The sequence below is a fragment of the Sporosarcina sp. BP05 genome, assembly GCF_014282005.1.
Lineage (GTDB): Bacteria > Bacillota > Bacilli > Bacillales_A > Planococcaceae > Sporosarcina.
The window spans coordinates 132,905-148,788 of sequence record NZ_JACFTD010000002.1; the positions used below are offsets into that span (position 1 = coordinate 132,905).

A 15,884-nucleotide genomic window follows, 5' to 3' on the forward strand; every position below is an offset into this window, starting at 1 on the left:
CATATGGCGCTGGATGGGAAATTAGAAAAAATAAAAGATAATGTGTGGAAATTAGAGAAAGATGGCAAACGCTTTTCGGTGAAGCGATATCATTCCAACTCCACCGCGATGAAAGTACAACGAGTACATGACGCCCTTCATTCTGTTTCTTTCCCGCATATTGTAGATGTCGTGCCTCAAGACAATAAACTTATGTTTGTTCAGCCGTGGTTGGATGGCGCGAAGGCGGTCAACTTCAAGAAAAGGGCAGATCGGACGGATTCACTTGCTGCTCTTCATGCCCTTCATGAAACCAAAGCACAACTCGACTGGCACGCCTCACCTTATTTACATCCGTACCCACTTATCGCGAAGTGGGGAGACCGGATAAGTCGTTTCCGTGAAATTAGCGGGGCTTGTGAGGCGTATATTGAAAAAGGCCTTGTCGATGAAATCCTGTTTTATGCATTGAACGCGATTAGCGCAGTGAAGAAAACCTATAAAGATAATCTGGATGGTACATTGCTTCACGGTGATGTCGTCCATCATAATATCTTGCGTGATAGAGATGGCATCATCCGTTTCATTGATTTCGATCTAGCGAGCACGGGACCGGCCGGCACTGAAATTGCGCTCTGGATTCATCGGGTGCTACCACAAATCGATTATGACATTGATTTTCTGTTTGAAGAACAGCCTTCGTTGCGAAGATTAGATTATGCTTCTAAGACACTGCTCCTATTTCCGAATGAAATACTTCGTGAATGGCTTCATTTCTTTTCATTGTCACCATCTAGAAGAGAAAGACAGGCGAAGCAACTGGTCCCCTTTACCGAGTCCGCACTCTCGCATTGGCCTAAATTATGGTATGATGTAGAGCGGATTAACAGATAGTGGAAAAGATAATCGTCGGACTTTTAGCGTGATATAGACACTCGAAGCGGAAGACTAAGATTAGTCCCTCTAAATAGGATTTATTCTACTATCCATCCACCGTTTAAGAATGGTGGATGGATATTTATTGTGATAGATTAACAGTGAAAAATATATACATATAGATCCGTGAAATAGTGTACAATCTAATTGTGTGTGTACATCTATATAATAGGCACTTAACAAATAGAATGTTATTCCAACACCGCTTAGCCGCTTGGTGATGGCTATGCGCAATAACCCCGCCAGAAGATCACTGGGTAGAGATTGAACTGCATTACTCCTTGGTCTTATTACTCTTTCGCTAGATTTGTTCCTTATACGGGTGAGGTATACCACCTAGTTAATTCGAAATAAGTAGTGCCGAATATAAAGCAAAATAATAATTACGTAATTAGAGTCGTAGGAAGGAGATTTCTTTTGATTGAAACATTATTGTTGAACTTTTTGTTCTTACTCTTTCCGATTCTAATTGCTGTAATATTCATTGAAAATGGATTGACTAATTTCAATAAATATCTGTTTATTTTACTGTCCTCTGTGACGCTCATTTTTTGTATGGCTTTCCCAGTTAGATTGGAGTTAGGGTATATCGTTGATTTGAGATATATTCCATTTATTATTGTCGCCCTTTTTGGCGGGTACAAAATGGCCTTTCCACTTTATTTCACTTTAAATGCTTATCGGTTCTTTATCGGTGGAGATGGGATTTTTCAATCACTTACTCTCTCGACAATGGTCCTTATTTTGGTACCGTTATTAAGTGCGAAATTTTTGCAACAAAACTCACGAGGGCGAATTTTTTATGCGATATGCGTCACTTTTCTTACTATGTCGTATTATTTTTTCACGTTGAGCTTTAAATTTTCTAAACTGACAAGTGAATTTTGGGACTTAGCATTTTATACGCTTAGTACTTACCTAATGGCAGTTTTTATACTAATGGCTTTAATTGAGAAAATTAACTCTAACCTCAAAAGACGCGAAATGTATGTGCAAGCAGAAAGAATGAGAGACGTTAGCCATTTTTCGGCAAGTATTGCCCATGAAATCAGAAATCCACTGACTGTAACGAGCGGGTTTCTTCAACTGTTAAATGAGTCCAAAACGATTACCGCTGCTGAAAGAATATATATTGAATTCTCGTTGCAAGAATTAGAACGAGCAAAAACTATTGTTAGTGACTTTTTAACGTTTTCGAAACCGCAGAGTGAAAATATGGTTTTCTCTGATTTTGAAAAAGATGTAAAGTATGTTGAGAATATTATGCAACCGTATGCAAAGATGAATCAAGTTAAAATCCTAGTTCGTTTTACAAATACACTGAAAACAACATATGATGAAAATCAAATGCAACAATGCCTTATTAATTTAGTTAAAAACGGTATTGAATCCATGCAAGACCATGGCGGCATGCTTTATGTTGATGTAACGGAACGCAAGAAGAACATCTTGATAAAGATTCAAGATAGTGGAAGCGGGATGACAAGAGAAGGGATTTCACAAATGGGAAAACCTTATTACTCTACAAAACAAGAAGGGACTGGCCTTGGAATGTTCATGGTTTATAGCACAATCAGGAATATTAAAGGTGAAATTAAAGTGAAAAGTACAGTAGGGAAGGGAACAACATTTCTGTTATACATACCGGTCTAACTGTATTGATAAATGGTGCGGTAATTGTTATGATAAGTGTAATCTAGACTGATGCGAGTAAATGACTGATGACCGCCAACAAAGCGGTCATCTTTTCTTTTGCAGGATAAACTCAGATCAGTTACGGCTTGGCGTAATTGTGGTTGATTCAAGTTGAAGGTAGAAAGTGCGTTCGTATGGTATAATTAATTCTACATATATAGGGGGAGAGTAGCGTGTACGACTACATAAAAGGGCAAGTCACACGTGTGACACCTGAACATATCACACTCGAACAGGGTGGGATTGGCTGGCTCATCATGACGCCCAATCCGTATGCTTTTCATAAAACAGAAGATATTCAACAAGTGTTCACTTATCTACATGTCCGTGAAGATATCCAGTTGCTTCTTGGTTTCAAATCTTTGGAACAGCGAGAATTGTTTAAAAAGCTGATCACCGTATCAGGTATTGGTCCAAAAGGTGCTTTGGCTATACTCGCTAGCGGCATTCCTTCCCAGGTGATTGGTGCAATCGAACGGGAGGACGAAACGTTCCTTGTTCAATTTCCGGGAGTTGGAAAAAAAACGGCTCGGCAGATGATCCTCGATTTGAAAGGGAAGTTGTATGATCTGTTTAATGCAATGGACATGCCGGATGAGGATGTCAACCTTCTGACAATGGTGGAAAATGGTGCCCTTGATGAGGCAATACTTGCACTAGAAGCACTCGGTTACTCTCAGCGCGAGTTGACGAAAGTGAAGCCGAAATTAGAAATAGAAGAACTGGATACAGAAGGATACATGAAAATGGCACTTCGGTTATTATTGAAGCAGGGTTAATTGTATGTGTAAATTGAAGTATTGAATCCCGTGTTTAAACTAAGCGAAGGCGCTATTGGATGCCAGTTGCTGTCACAATTCGAAGTACGTGAATTGTGTCAGTAACTGGACACCGGATAGCCGAAGCCATAAGACTGGCAGCGAAGCTTGTCAGGCTTAGGTCGGGAGGCATCCCCTAGCGCCGTAGCGAATTCAATGGAATTCTTTATTTCAACCTATATAACAACAGCAGAAAGGGGGACGGACAATGGAGGAACGTGTTATTTCGGGAGAAGTATCGGATTTCGATGAACGGTTTGAACAATCGCTTAGACCGCAATTTCTGAGTCAGTATATCGGACAGGAAAAAGTGAAGGAAAACCTCGGCATTTTCATCGAAGCAGCAAAAGGCCGTAGCGAAAGTTTGGATCATGTCTTATTGTACGGTCCACCGGGTCTCGGGAAGACAACGCTCGCAACCGTCATTGCCAATGAGATGGACGTCAATATACGAATGACCAGCGGCCCTGCAATTGAACGCCCTGGCGATCTCGCAGCGGTCGTATCATCTCTTGAACCGGGAGATGTGCTATTCATTGATGAAATCCACAGGTTGAACCGGGCAATAGAAGAAGTGTTGTATCCTGCAATGGAAGATTTTTGTCTGGATATCGTTGTCGGGAAAGGTCCTTCAGCACGGTCTATCCGGCTAGATTTGCCGCCATTCACCCTGATTGGGGCAACAACCCGCGCGGGGGCATTATCAGCGCCACTAAGAGACAGGTTCGGCGTTCCACTGCGGCTCGAATATTACGATGTTGCGCCACTCAAGGAGATCGTAGTACGTAGCTCTGGCCTTTTTGAAGTGGCAATCGATGGGCAGGCCGCGGTTGAAATTGCCCGCCGGTCTCGTGGAACGCCACGTATTGCAAACCGCCTGTTGCGCCGTGTGCGAGATTATGCACAAGTAAGAGGCAATGGAAGCATTACAATTGAAATGGCAAATGAAGCACTAGAAATGTTGCAAGTCGATTCACATGGTCTTGATCATATTGACCATAAGTTAATGACAGGAATGATTGAACGCTTTCGTGGCGGACCTGTTGGAATTGATACGATATCTGCAAGTATTGGCGAAGAGTCGGTAACGATCGAGGATGTCTATGAACCTTACCTTCTTCAAATCGGTTTTATCCAGCGGACACCGCGCGGGCGGATTGCGACTCGTCTTGCATACGACCATTTCGGCTATCCCGTTCCCGAGCACAACGATTTCTAATTCAATTATAAAGGGAGAATTTATAGACGATGGATGTAAAAGATTTTGATTTCGATTTACCAGATAATCTTATAGCACAAACGCCATTGCTAGACCGCACAGCAAGCCGTCTTATGGTCCTTGACCCAGAGACGGGGGAAGTGGAGCACCGTCATTTTAGCAATCTTCTTGATGAACTTGAGTCGGGAGATATGCTCGTACTGAATGATACGCGGGTCTTGCCGGCGCGATTGATGGGTGTGAAGGAAGATACTGGGGCAATGATTGAAGTGTTACTATTAAAGCAAACGGCAGATGATGAGTGGGAAACGCTCGCGAAACCTGCGAAACGTGTGAAGCTTGGTACGATTGTCACATTTGGTGACGGACGTCTGAAGGCAGAGTGCACAGGCATTTCGGAACAAGGCGGACGTACATTCAAATTCATCTATGACGGGATTTTTTATGAAATCCTAGATGAACTTGGGCAAATGCCACTACCGCCTTATATTACTGAAACGCTGGAGGATCAAGCGCGCTATCAGACTGTGTTTGCGAAAGAACGGGGTTCGGCAGCAGCGCCGACTGCAGGGCTTCATTTCACCGATGAAATCCTGGAAAGTATACGGAATAAAGGCGTCAACATTGCATTTATCACACTGCATGTTGGCCTTGGCACATTCCGTCCAGTCAGTGCAGATACGATTGAGGATCATACGATGCATTCTGAATACTATCATGTCACTGAACAAACAGCGGATGCAATAAATGAAGCAAAAGCACAAGGTGGGCGTGTTATCGCGGTCGGCACGACGTCTGCGCGGACACTTGAGACAATCGCTTCGGAAAATGGCGGTAAAATAGTGCCTTCTAGTGGCTGGACGTCGATTTTCATTTATCCAGGTTATGAATTCAGTATTTTGGATGGACTATTAACCAATTTTCATTTACCTAAATCGACGTTGATCATGCTTATTTCAGCACTAACAACTAAAGAGCATATTCTAGCAGCATATAACCGGGCGGTTGCGGAAAAATATCGCTTCTTCAGCTTTGGAGATGCAATGTTCATTAAACCGTCACAAAGGAAGGAATCATAAAATGACAGCAGTCACATACGAACATATCAAAACATGTAAACAAACCGGAGCACGTCTTGGAATCGTCCATACACCGCACGGTTCATTCGAAACGCCAGCATTTATGCCAGTTGGTACACAGGCGACTGTCAAAACATTGTCACCTGAAGAGTTGAAAGAAGTCGGAGCAGGCATTATTTTAAGTAATACCTATCATCTATGGCTTCGTCCGGGTCAGGATATCATTGGAGAGGCAGGCGGACTACATAAGTTCATGAACTGGGACAGACCGATTCTGACTGACTCAGGCGGTTTCCAAGTGTTTTCACTTAGTGAATTCCGTAAAATCGAAGAGGAAGGTGTCCATTTCAGACATCATCTGAACGGTAGTAAACTGTTCCTTAGCCCTGAGAAAGCGATGGAAATCCAGAATACACTTGGCGCAGACATTATGATGGCTTTCGATGAATGTCCGCCGTTCCCTGCAACACATGAATACATGAAAGCCAGCGTTGAGCGGACATCTAGATGGGCCGAAAGATGCCTAGGAGCACATGCACGTCCGGCAGATCAAGCCCTATTTGGCATTGTACAAGGTGGCGAATTTGAGGATTTACGCGCTCAAAGCGCAAAAGATCTTGTGTCACTTGATTTCCCAGGCTATGCAATCGGTGGCTTGTCTGTGGGAGAGCCGAAAGATATTATGAACCGTATTCTAGAACATACAACTCCACTTCTACCACAGGACAAGCCGCGTTACTTGATGGGTGTCGGTTCGCCGGACTCACTTATTGACGGCGCTATCCGCGGTATTGATATGTTCGACTGTGTTTTACCAACTCGTATTGCGCGAAACGGTACGCTTATGACAAGTGAAGGACGTTTGAATATCCGTAATGCGAAATTCGAACGTGATTTCCGTCCTCTTGATGAAAAATGTAGCTGCCATGTTTGTAAAACGTACAGCCGGGCTTACATTCGCCATCTTATTAGAGCGGATGAAACATTCGGAATCAGATTGACGTCTTATCATAATCTCCACTTCCTTCTTAATTTAATGGAGCAAGTTAGGGATGCAATTCGCCAAGATCGACTCGGTGATTTCCGTGAAGAGTTTTTTGAAAGCTACGGATTTAATAAACCGAATGCAAAAAACTTTTAAATCTTGTATAATGAATCTTGATTGAAGGGGGGATATATAAATGGGTTCAGTAGCACAACTATTACCATTCGTTGCGATGTTCGCAGTGATGTGGTTCTTGCTTATCAGACCGGCGCAAAAGAAACAGAAAGCGACGAAGCAGATGCAAGGAGATTTAAAACGCGGAGATAAGGTTATCACAATCGGCGGCATTCACGGCACGATCGACGCTGTAGATGATTCATCGGTTTTCCTTAAAGTTTCTGAAGGTACGACTTTGCAGTTCGACAGACAAGCTGTTGGACGTGTAACGGAATCAATTTAAGTATTGTAAGAATATGAAGAGGCGATTGGCTGAGTGGGAAATTTCCCGTTCAGGCAATCGCCTTTTTTTCGATAATGAGCATGTATACAAGCATTAGGGTAAAGGGCATCCTTTCTTTAAAGGGAGAGATTTTAGTTATGAATGATTTACTAATAATCAGTTTCCGAACTGTATTTCTGTATATTCTTATTTTGATCATCTTACGAATTATGGGGAAACGTGAAGTCGGTGAGCTTGGAATTATCGACGTTGTTGTCTTTGTAATTATGGCGGAAGTTGCTGCATTTGCACTCGACTCCCCTGATAAGAAACTGATGCACTCTATTGTGCCAATGCTTGTTCTGCTCGTTATCCAACTCGTTTCTTCTTATTTCTCATTAAAAAGTAAAAAGTTCAGAGATATCGTTGACGGTGAACCGTCACTTATTATTAGAAATGGAGTAATACTAGAACAGGAAATGCGAAAACAGCGCTACAATCTGGATGATTTATTCCAACAGCTTCGTGAGCAACAAATTGGCTCCGTTCATGAGGTATCATTCGCTTATTTAGAGCCGTCTGGAAATCTGTCTGTTTTCAAACACGATGATGTCCAACCTGTTCTTGCGCTAATTTCAGACGGTTTTATTCAATCTAGTCATGTAGAACTCATCGGTAAGACAGATGAATGGCTTGTAAAAGGACTCCAGCAACTGGGAGTGAATGATGTGAAACAGATTTTCTATTGTTCATATGAGAATAATGAACTGAAGTTTCAGTTGAAAGACGAGTATCAATGATTTTTCAAAAGTTTCTTGAATAGGAATAGGTCACTTTTTTTAACTTGACCCGTTAAAATAAGAATCGCAAGAAGGAAAATTGATGTAATCGCGCATTCCATAAATAATCCGAAGTCCCCAATCGGGATGAAAATGGGCCGCATAATACAAGTCATGATAAAGGAAGCATAGGGCAAAGCGAATATGGTGAAGCCGGAAGCAGTCGATTTGTTTTTCCGAAGTGTTGCTATATGAAGGAATGACGTAATGAGCACACCGAAGCCGATTGCAAGGACTGCCCCTGTCACCTGTAGACCGGGTTGAGAGGCGAGGATGAACATGACCCCCAGTTTTGCAATACCGCCGTATACGGAGTTCATCATCCCTGCCTTGGCATCGCCAGTGGCTTGTAAAATTGAATAAAGTGGTCCTTGAATATAATAAAAGAAAAAAACAGGAGCAAGTAAGGCCATATAGGAAGCACCCTGAGTAACATGGAATAACTTTACTGCCAAATCCTCACCGTGAATAAAAAACACAGTTGCTGCAAACGTACCTGTTAGAGCGGATAAGCGCAAGGACAGATGAATCCGTTCTTTCAGTTTGCTTGTATTATTTGATGCGACTGCTCCGCTTACAGCAGGAACCAGGACAACAGACAAGGCGTATGGGATGAAAGCTGGGAATAGGAGTAACGGCACGAGTACACCAGATACAATGCCATATAACGTTGTACCAGCTACAGCTGAAACCCCCGAAAACGCAAGTGCCCGAAGAAAGATAATCGGCTCTAGGAACCAAGTAAACGTACCGAACAGGCGGCTGCCAGATGATGGCAATGCGATGGCTAGCAGAGGTTCCATAGGATAGCGCTTGAGTTTCCCTTGCTGTTTTGGTCCGCGTTTTTTCTGTTGCTTGTATTTGAACAGCAAATATAGGACTGATAGCATTTCCGCAAGAAGCGTAATACCCATCGCGTATGCGGCACTCAGTGCTGTATTGTCAGCTACAAGAAGATACGGCAAAAGCCATGTGATTAGCGTAATTCGGCATATTTGTTCAATGATTTGTGACCATGCTGTTTCTTCGATTCGTGCGATACCTTGGAAATATCCACGGATCAAACCCCCAATGGCAGCGATTGGCACGATTGCAATTCCGACGTACAAAGTAGTGGACGAAGCAGAATTGCCAAGAAGTGTTTCGGCTAAATAGGGAACGAATAAGATAGATGCTGGGATAAATACGACTGCTGTCAAAATGGTGATGAAGGAAGCTGTCTTCATTAGGGAAGGGATTCTTACGGATTGCCCTTTCGCTTCGAGTTCGGCAATCACTTTTGCTATGGCGATCGGTACACCAAGCTGGACAAGTGACAGGAAAAAGATAAAGGCGGGATAAGCAGTCATGTAGATGCCGACCGCCTCTTCGCCTGCAATCCGCATGAATTGAATCCGGAAGACGAATCCTAAAAGCTTGGTTAGGAAGACGGCAACCATCAGGACGACAGTTCCGCGGATGAATGAAGACAATTTAAACAACTCCTTCTCAAGTCCGGTCATTTCATATACACTAAACCTATGCAGAAATATCCGTACTTACGACTGTCCAGGAAAGGGATGGAAAAGATGCCAATACGATACGGACAACTGTTCACCCATATGCTGCCTGCAATTGAAAGCAAAAAGACTGAATTTCATCTGTACGGTTATACAACAGTAACTGAAGAGGATATTTGGGCATTTTGTGTCCAGAAGAAATGGCGTAAAAAAAATATCGAGGAGATGGGGATGCATGAAATTGCAAATGGAATCCTCAAAATCTCACCAGCAGAATATATGACGTTTACACAGATTGAAGAACAAAGAGGTGCCAACTGGTTTACCGACTTGAACAGCGAAGAACTACAAATCTTACTGACACCACAAAAATCGAAAAGTGAGTTATGATTTGGTGAAACACGGTCATTTGACACATGAATGACTGTGTTTCATAATAGACATATTGTGTTTTTATAATTGTGTAGTATTCAGTGCCAATTTTCACGGGGGCGCTGTCGCTATTCTCGGAGTATGTACATAGATAAATGCCGTACAGTTGCGCTCCATATTTAGAGGGGGAAATTGGATTATGAAAAGAAGAGGACGGATCGTAGCGTTTCTATTATTAATCGTCGTGTTTGGCTTGACGATTGGGACGACTGCAAATCCGATAGTGAAAGATGTAAAACTAGGTCTAGATTTACAGGGCGGCTTTGAAGTCCTTTATCAAGTTAAGCCTTTGAAAGAAGGCGGCCCAAAAATAACAGAAGAAATGGTTAAAGATACAGCGAATGCGCTGACAAGCCGGATTGACGTACTTGGAGTAAGTGAACCAAGTATCCAAATCGAGTCGGGTAATCGAATTCGCGTGCAACTTGCGGGAGTAGAGGACCAAGAATCAGCTAGGGAGCTACTTTCTACTCAGGCAAACCTGACATTTAGGGATGCTGATGACAATCTGCTTTTAGACGGAAACGACTTGAAAGAAGGAAAAGCGAAAGCGAACTTCGGCGAAAATGGTAACCCTGTCGTTACGCTTGAAATGAAATCGCCGACTAAATTTGGCGAAGTTACAACATTGATCTCACAAAAAGCACCAGAGAACGTAATGGTCATCTGGCTAGACTTTGTAGAAGGTGAAGATTCTTTTAGGGCGGAAGTAACGAAAGAGAAACCTAAATTCGTTTCTGCTCCTTATGTGAAAAACCCAATTAACTCTTCGAACGTTGAAATATCAGGGTCATTTTCATTAGAAGAGACGAAGAGCCTCGCGGGAATTTTGAACGCAGGCGCACTACCTGTTCACCTTGAAGAAGTTTATTCGACATCGGTCGGCGCGCAGTTCGGTGAACAAGCGCTTAATAAGACAATCTTTGCGGGGATTATTGGTATCTCGCTTATCTTCTTATTCATGCTTGTGTATTATCGCTTGCCAGGTTTTGTGGCAGTTATTACATTGTCGGTCTATATTTTTATTATATTGCTCGTCTTCACGCTTATTAACGGTGTGTTGACGCTACCAGGTATTGCGGCACTTATGCTCGGGGTCGGTATGGCCGTCGATGCGAATATCTTGATGTATGAACGGATACGAGAAGAATTGCGTGTCGGTAAATCTGTTAAGACGTCGTTTATGGCTGGAGCGAAATCATCATTCACTGCCATTCTTGATGCCAATATCACGACACTTCTTGCGGCAGTTGTCTTGTTCAGTTTCGGGACAAGCTCAGTTAAAGGGTTCGCGACGATACTGATCATCAGTATTCTAGCCAGCTTCTTGACGGCTGTATGGGGGTCACGCATACTCTTGGGACTTCTTGTCAATAGTGGTGTGTTTGATGGGAAAACAGCATTATTCGGTGTTTCGAAAAGTAGGATTCATCCAGCTGAAGAACAAATTGAAACGCTGGAGCTAACTACGAAATTTGACCGTTTCGATTTCGTAGGAGCGCGTAAAAAGTTCTATGTCATTTCGGCAGTGTTACTAATAAGTGGTGTCGCTATGCTTGGTGTATTCAAGTTAAATCTTGGCATAGACTTCTCACAAGGAACGCGTGTTGAAGTGCTTGCTGACCATTCATTGACGAAAGATGAACTTTCTACTTATCTTGATAAAATTGGGCACCCGACAGACGATATCGTCATCTCTGGCGATACGAAAAATATCGGTGTCATACGCTTTAAAGAAGACTTCAAACAAGAGGAAGTCAATAAATTTAAAACGGATCTTGCTGCCGAATATGGTTCCGATCCGAATATCTCAACAGTTTCACCAACGGTCGGTAAGGAATTGGCGAAAAATGCAATTTACGCCCTTCTTATCGCAGCGCTTGGAATCATCATATACGTTGCATTCCGTTTTGAATGGCGAATGGGTGTTGCCTCGATTATTGGGCTCTTCCACGACGCATTCTTCATGGTCGCGATATTCAGTATTCTGCGTTTAGAGGTTGATATCACGTTTATTGCGGCTGTCTTGACCATTGTTGGTTATTCTATCAATGACACAATTGTTACATTTGACCGTATACGGGAAAATATTAATCATCGAGGCCGGATTGACGATGAAGCAGAACTGGCAGACATCGTCAACAGATCATTACGTCAGACACTTGGCCGCTCTGTAAATACGGTGCTTACAGTAATATTTGTTGTAGTAGCCTTAATGCTATTCGGAGCAGAATCGATTCAAACCTTCTCAATCGCCCTTCTGATTGGATTGTTTGCAGGAACTTATTCTTCGATTTTCATATCAGCTCAAATTTGGTTTGATCTGAAAAAACGTGAAATGAAGAAAAAAGGCGCGATTAAAGTAGAAGATACGAAGAAGCAATGGGGCTCAGACGAACCTATCGTTTAAGAACCTATTATGATAAGTTTCGGTTATTCATGGAACGGGGTATACTTTATGTATACTCTGTTCTATTTTTTTCTTAAGGAAAGGGGAAAGCTATATGAAATTTCAATGGAATTTGCTGTTAGGTCTTTTATTCGCTATTATTATCGCTATCTTCGCTGTCGTCAATGTTGATGCGGTACAAGTCAATTATGTGTTTGGACAAGCACAGTGGCCACTTATTCTTATTATTTTAGGTGCAGCCCTTCTTGGTGCCATGGTCAGTGGGTTTGTCGCAATGTTCCTGTCCTTTCAATCAAACCGTCGCATTAAGGAGCTTCAAAAAGAAATGACTCTCAAAGAGCTAACAATTGCAGCGCAGCAGAATGAAATTGCAGAACTGCAAAAGTACACTGCCTTACCATCCAATGACGAAGTATTTATCGAAAACAAAAATGTATAAGCGAAGAGCATCTTCCAGCTACTAATACCGGGGAAGATGCTCTATTTTGTTAGCGAAATCAATTTGTTCTTCTACTTCGTGGAATTTAAGCAGTCTTTTCTTTTAGAGTCGTAGCCCATCCGCTATAATGAACGTAAGGATGTGAAGAAATTTGATCGAATCAATGAAAAGATGGAAAGTGGAACGGCCGGATGAAGAACTTGTAGCGATGTTGACAAAGGATCTCGGTATTTCATCTGTCCAGGCAAAAATACTTGCTTCAAGGGGAATAATAGATTCCGAAGTGGCAAAAGGTTTTTTACATATGGATGCATCAAGTATGCATGACCCTTTTTTACTATATGATATGGACAAAGCAGTGTCACTCATAACAACGGCAATCGCAACAGATAAGAAAATTGCTGTTTATGGCGATTATGACGGTGATGGCGTGACGAGTGTAACGGTCCTGACAACGGCCTTGGAGCGAATGGGTGCAGATGTGTTCTATACGATACCCAACCGGTTCAAGCATGGCTATGGACCGAATAAAGACCTTTTCTTGGAGCTATACGAAAAAGGGGCTTCGCTTATTATTACAGTTGACAATGGCATTTCCGGCGTCGATGAAATTGCATATGCAAAATCACTTGGTATGGACATCATCATTACAGATCACCATGAAATTGGTGAAGTGCTACCAGCAGCAGATGCCATCATCCATCCTCGACATCCAGAAGGAGCGTATCCGTTCGGAGAGCTTGCTGGAGTTGGTGTGGCCTTCAAGCTAGCGTGTGCGTTACTTGAGGATGTTCCGGAAGATTTATTTGAACTAGTTGCTATCGGGACAGTTGCAGACTTAGTTCCGCTTCGTGATGAAAACAGATATTTCGTTAAAGAGGGCATTAGGCAGATGCGTGTGTCAAAGCGCCCTGCAATCCAGGCGCTCGCACGCATCGCTAGCACCGAACAAGCAACACTCTCAGAGGAGTCAATTGGATTCATGATTGGGCCCCGTCTGAACGCGGCTGGGCGTCTAGGTGATGCTACCCCGGCAGTTCAACTATTGAAGACAGAAGATACAACGCTTGCTATGACGTTGGCAAAAGAACTCGACACGCTGAATAAAGAACGGCAAGCGATTGTAGCTGAAATAGCTAAAGAAGCGGAAGACATGATTATGCAAATGTACGGTGATACAGTTCCGCTCGTTTTCGTTATCGGAGGAGAAGGCTGGAATTCTGGTGTTGTGGGAATTGTAGCTTCAAGATTAACTGAGAAATATTATCGTCCGTCCATCGTCTTGTCGATTGACAGGGAAACAGGAATTGCGAAAGGGTCTGCAAGAAGTATTACTGGTTTTGATCTGTTTGCCGAGCTTTCTAAAAATGCACAGCTTCTACCTCACTTTGGGGGTCATCAGATGGCGGCCGGTATGTCTCTTGCAGTTACAGACGTTGTCACGCTACGTGAAAATCTTAATAAACAGGCAGTTCAAGTGTTGACGGAAGAAATGCTTACACCTGAAGTTCGTATCGATGTTCCACTGTCGATTAGTGAAATTGATGTCAGCGTTTTGGAATCGCTGGAACTGCTACGTCCATTTGGAATGGCTTTTGAAAAGCCAGTTTACATGCTAGAGAACATTACAGCCACAAGTGTGCGGAAAATTGGTGCGGCAAAGAATCACATGAAGCTGGAAGTAGCAGATAATGGCGTTTCACTTGATGCCATCGGATTCGGGCTCGGTCCTATTGCTGACCAACTGACGCCAGGCGTAAAGTTGTCGGTTACGGGTGATTTGCAGGTGAATGAATGGAACGGCAATAAGAAGCCTCAGTTATTAATCAGCGATATACGTTCTGATGAGTGGCAGCTGTTCGATTTGCGCGGTGTGCGTGAAGCAACAAGATGGCTTCCAACCATTCCGCTAGACGATACATTATTTGTAGCTTTCCATGAACAAACGGTGGCACATTTCCAATCATCCATGAAGGGAATTATTATTACTCTATTCGGACAAGAAACAATAACGAAGGCGAAAAATCTCGTGCTTTTGGATATACCGGACGATGTTACCCAACTTGAAGAACTTGTGAATTCTGTCCAGCCAGACCGCGTCTATGCGCATTTCCACGCATCCGAATCAAGGTATTTTGATGGGATTCCTGATCGCGAACAGTTTGGCTGGTATTACAGTTTCTTGAAAAAACGCGAGAAATTTGACTTCGTTACGAACGGAGCCCAGCTCACAAAACATAAAGCGTGGAAAAAAGATACGGTTTATTTCATGTCAAAGGTGTTTTCTGAGCTTGGATTTGTTAAGATTGAAGATGGTTTTGTTTTCGTTCAGGAAACGGCCGGTAAACGCGATTTGACGGAAGCACCCGCTTACAAAGAGCGCGAACGTCAAATTGAGCTTGAGAAAAGACTGCTATATGCGCCTTATATGGAATTGAAACAATGGTTCGATACTGTGCGAAATGGAATTGTCGACAGGGAGGAACACTAATGGATTTGAAAGAATATGTGACGATTGTACCGGATTATCCGAAAAAAGGAATTAGCTTTAAGGATATTTCAACAATCATGGATAATGGGCAAGCTTATAAATTCGCAACAGACGAAATCGTCAAGTTTGCGAAAGAAGTTAATACGGATATTATTGTAGGCCCTGAAGCCCGTGGATTTATCATTGGCTGCCCAGTTGCCTATGCACTGGAAGTCGGATTTGCTCCTGTCCGTAAACCTGGCAAGTTGCCAAGAGAAACGATTGAGGTCGAATATGATCTTGAATATGGAAAAGATACATTAACAATTCACAAAGATGCCATAAAGCCAGGTCAGCGTGTACTAATTGTCGATGATCTTCTTGCGACAGGCGGTACAGTAGGTGCGACAGTCGAGCTAGTTGAAAAACTAGGCGGAGTTGTTGCAGGCTGTGCGTTTATCATAGAACTGTCGTATTTAAGCGGCCGTGAAAAATTGCAAGGTTATGACATGCGTTCACTGATTACCTATTGAAAAAGGTCCTCCGCCATAATAAGCGGGGGATCTTTTCATATGCCTAGAACGAAGGTGCTAACCACATTTCCATATACTAACCCTTTACATGAGCATGTATTTATACATACAA

The 15,884-nt window shown here is 42.8% G+C and carries 14 protein-coding genes; 13 read left to right on the top strand and 1 reads right to left on the bottom strand.

The features are described from left to right. The first annotated feature begins 3 nt into the window (after positions 1-3). The 8 genes from H2672_RS02485 to H2672_RS02520 all read left to right on the top strand — a co-directional run bounded on the left by H2672_RS02485 (position 4) and on the right by H2672_RS02520 (position 7,950). Complete coding sequence (locus tag H2672_RS02485; protein ID WP_186668584.1) at positions 4-873, top strand: aminoglycoside phosphotransferase family protein; 870 nt, start codon at positions 4-6, stop codon at positions 871-873. A 459-nt stretch (positions 874-1,332) separates the two neighbouring features. Continuing rightward, positions 1,333-2,568 carry an ATP-binding protein gene (locus H2672_RS02490; RefSeq protein ID WP_186668586.1) on the top strand — a complete coding sequence of 412 codons (1,236 nt, stop codon included), beginning with the start codon at positions 1,333-1,335 and terminating at the stop codon, positions 2,566-2,568. A gap of 215 nt (positions 2,569-2,783) precedes the next feature. After that, entirely contained in the window at positions 2,784-3,389 is a 606-nt protein-coding gene (gene ruvA / locus H2672_RS02495; protein ID WP_186668588.1) for a Holliday junction branch migration protein RuvA, read from the top strand. Positions 3,390-3,636: 247 nt separating this feature from the next. Further along, positions 3,637-4,647: a Holliday junction branch migration DNA helicase RuvB gene (gene ruvB, locus H2672_RS02500; RefSeq protein ID WP_186668591.1), complete on the top strand. Its 1,011-nt coding sequence runs from the start codon at positions 3,637-3,639 to the stop codon at positions 4,645-4,647. Between the two features lie 29 nt (positions 4,648-4,676). Continuing rightward, positions 4,677-5,726, top strand: a complete 1,050-nt coding sequence (gene queA / locus H2672_RS02505) for a tRNA preQ1(34) S-adenosylmethionine ribosyltransferase-isomerase QueA (RefSeq protein WP_186668593.1) — start codon at positions 4,677-4,679, stop codon at positions 5,724-5,726. A gap of 1 nt (position 5,727) precedes the next feature. After that, on the top strand, positions 5,728-6,867 hold the full coding sequence (gene tgt, locus H2672_RS02510; RefSeq protein WP_186668595.1) for a tRNA guanosine(34) transglycosylase Tgt: 1,140 nt from the start codon (positions 5,728-5,730) through the stop codon (positions 6,865-6,867). Between the two features lie 40 nt (positions 6,868-6,907). After that, on the top strand, positions 6,908-7,171 hold the full coding sequence (gene yajC / locus H2672_RS02515) for a preprotein translocase subunit YajC (protein ID WP_186668597.1): 264 nt from the start codon (positions 6,908-6,910) through the stop codon (positions 7,169-7,171). A 137-nt stretch (positions 7,172-7,308) separates the two neighbouring features. Continuing rightward, positions 7,309-7,950: a DUF421 domain-containing protein gene (locus tag H2672_RS02520; protein WP_186668599.1), complete on the top strand. Its 642-nt coding sequence runs from the start codon at positions 7,309-7,311 to the stop codon at positions 7,948-7,950. Here H2672_RS02520 and H2672_RS02525 read toward each other — a convergent pair. Next, positions 7,944-9,461 (bottom strand): putative polysaccharide biosynthesis protein, encoded by a 1,518-nt coding sequence (locus tag H2672_RS02525; protein ID WP_186668601.1) that lies wholly within the window; start codon positions 9,459-9,461, stop codon positions 7,944-7,946. The two genes, H2672_RS02520 and H2672_RS02525, sit on opposite strands and share 7 nt — an antisense overlap. 96 nt (positions 9,462-9,557) lie before the next feature. Here H2672_RS02525 and H2672_RS02530 point away from each other — a divergent pair, with 96 nt between their 5' ends. The 5 genes from H2672_RS02530 (at position 9,558) to H2672_RS02550 (ending at position 15,772) form a co-directional block, all read left to right on the top strand. Continuing rightward, positions 9,558-9,878, top strand: coding sequence for a post-transcriptional regulator (locus H2672_RS02530; RefSeq protein WP_186668603.1), 321 nt, complete (start codon positions 9,558-9,560; stop codon positions 9,876-9,878). A gap of 181 nt (positions 9,879-10,059) precedes the next feature. After that, complete coding sequence (gene secDF / locus H2672_RS02535; RefSeq protein WP_186668605.1) at positions 10,060-12,330, top strand: protein translocase subunit SecDF; 2,271 nt, start codon at positions 10,060-10,062, stop codon at positions 12,328-12,330. A 94-nt stretch (positions 12,331-12,424) separates the two neighbouring features. Next, a complete protein-coding gene (locus tag H2672_RS02540) occupies positions 12,425-12,769 on the top strand; it encodes a LapA family protein (protein WP_186668607.1) in 345 nt (114 codons plus the stop codon). Between the two features lie 151 nt (positions 12,770-12,920). Then, a complete protein-coding gene (gene recJ, locus H2672_RS02545) occupies positions 12,921-15,260 on the top strand; it encodes a single-stranded-DNA-specific exonuclease RecJ (protein WP_186668609.1) in 2,340 nt (779 codons plus the stop codon). After that, positions 15,260-15,772 carry an adenine phosphoribosyltransferase gene (locus H2672_RS02550; RefSeq protein WP_067208211.1) on the top strand — a complete coding sequence of 171 codons (513 nt, stop codon included), beginning with the start codon at positions 15,260-15,262 and terminating at the stop codon, positions 15,770-15,772. Before recJ ends, H2672_RS02550 begins: the two co-directional genes overlap by 1 nt. The last annotated feature ends 112 nt before the right edge of the window (positions 15,773-15,884 follow it).

Coding starts and splice junctions, on each gene's coding strand:
- tgt (WP_186668595.1), top strand. CDS start 5,728: ATGACAGCAGTCACATACGAACATATCAAAACATGTAAACAAACCGGA.
- H2672_RS02485 (WP_186668584.1), top strand. CDS start 4: ATGGCGCTGGATGGGAAATTAGAAAAAATAAAAGATAATGTGTGGAAA.
- secDF (WP_186668605.1), top strand. CDS start 10,060: ATGAAAAGAAGAGGACGGATCGTAGCGTTTCTATTATTAATCGTCGTG.
- H2672_RS02550 (WP_067208211.1), top strand. CDS start 15,260: ATGGATTTGAAAGAATATGTGACGATTGTACCGGATTATCCGAAAAAA.
- H2672_RS02520 (WP_186668599.1), top strand. CDS start 7,309: ATGAATGATTTACTAATAATCAGTTTCCGAACTGTATTTCTGTATATT.
- H2672_RS02540 (WP_186668607.1), top strand. CDS start 12,425: ATGAAATTTCAATGGAATTTGCTGTTAGGTCTTTTATTCGCTATTATT.
- ruvB (WP_186668591.1), top strand. CDS start 3,637: ATGGAGGAACGTGTTATTTCGGGAGAAGTATCGGATTTCGATGAACGG.
- yajC (WP_186668597.1), top strand. CDS start 6,908: ATGGGTTCAGTAGCACAACTATTACCATTCGTTGCGATGTTCGCAGTG.
- H2672_RS02530 (WP_186668603.1), top strand. CDS start 9,558: ATGCCAATACGATACGGACAACTGTTCACCCATATGCTGCCTGCAATT.
- queA (WP_186668593.1), top strand. CDS start 4,677: ATGGATGTAAAAGATTTTGATTTCGATTTACCAGATAATCTTATAGCA.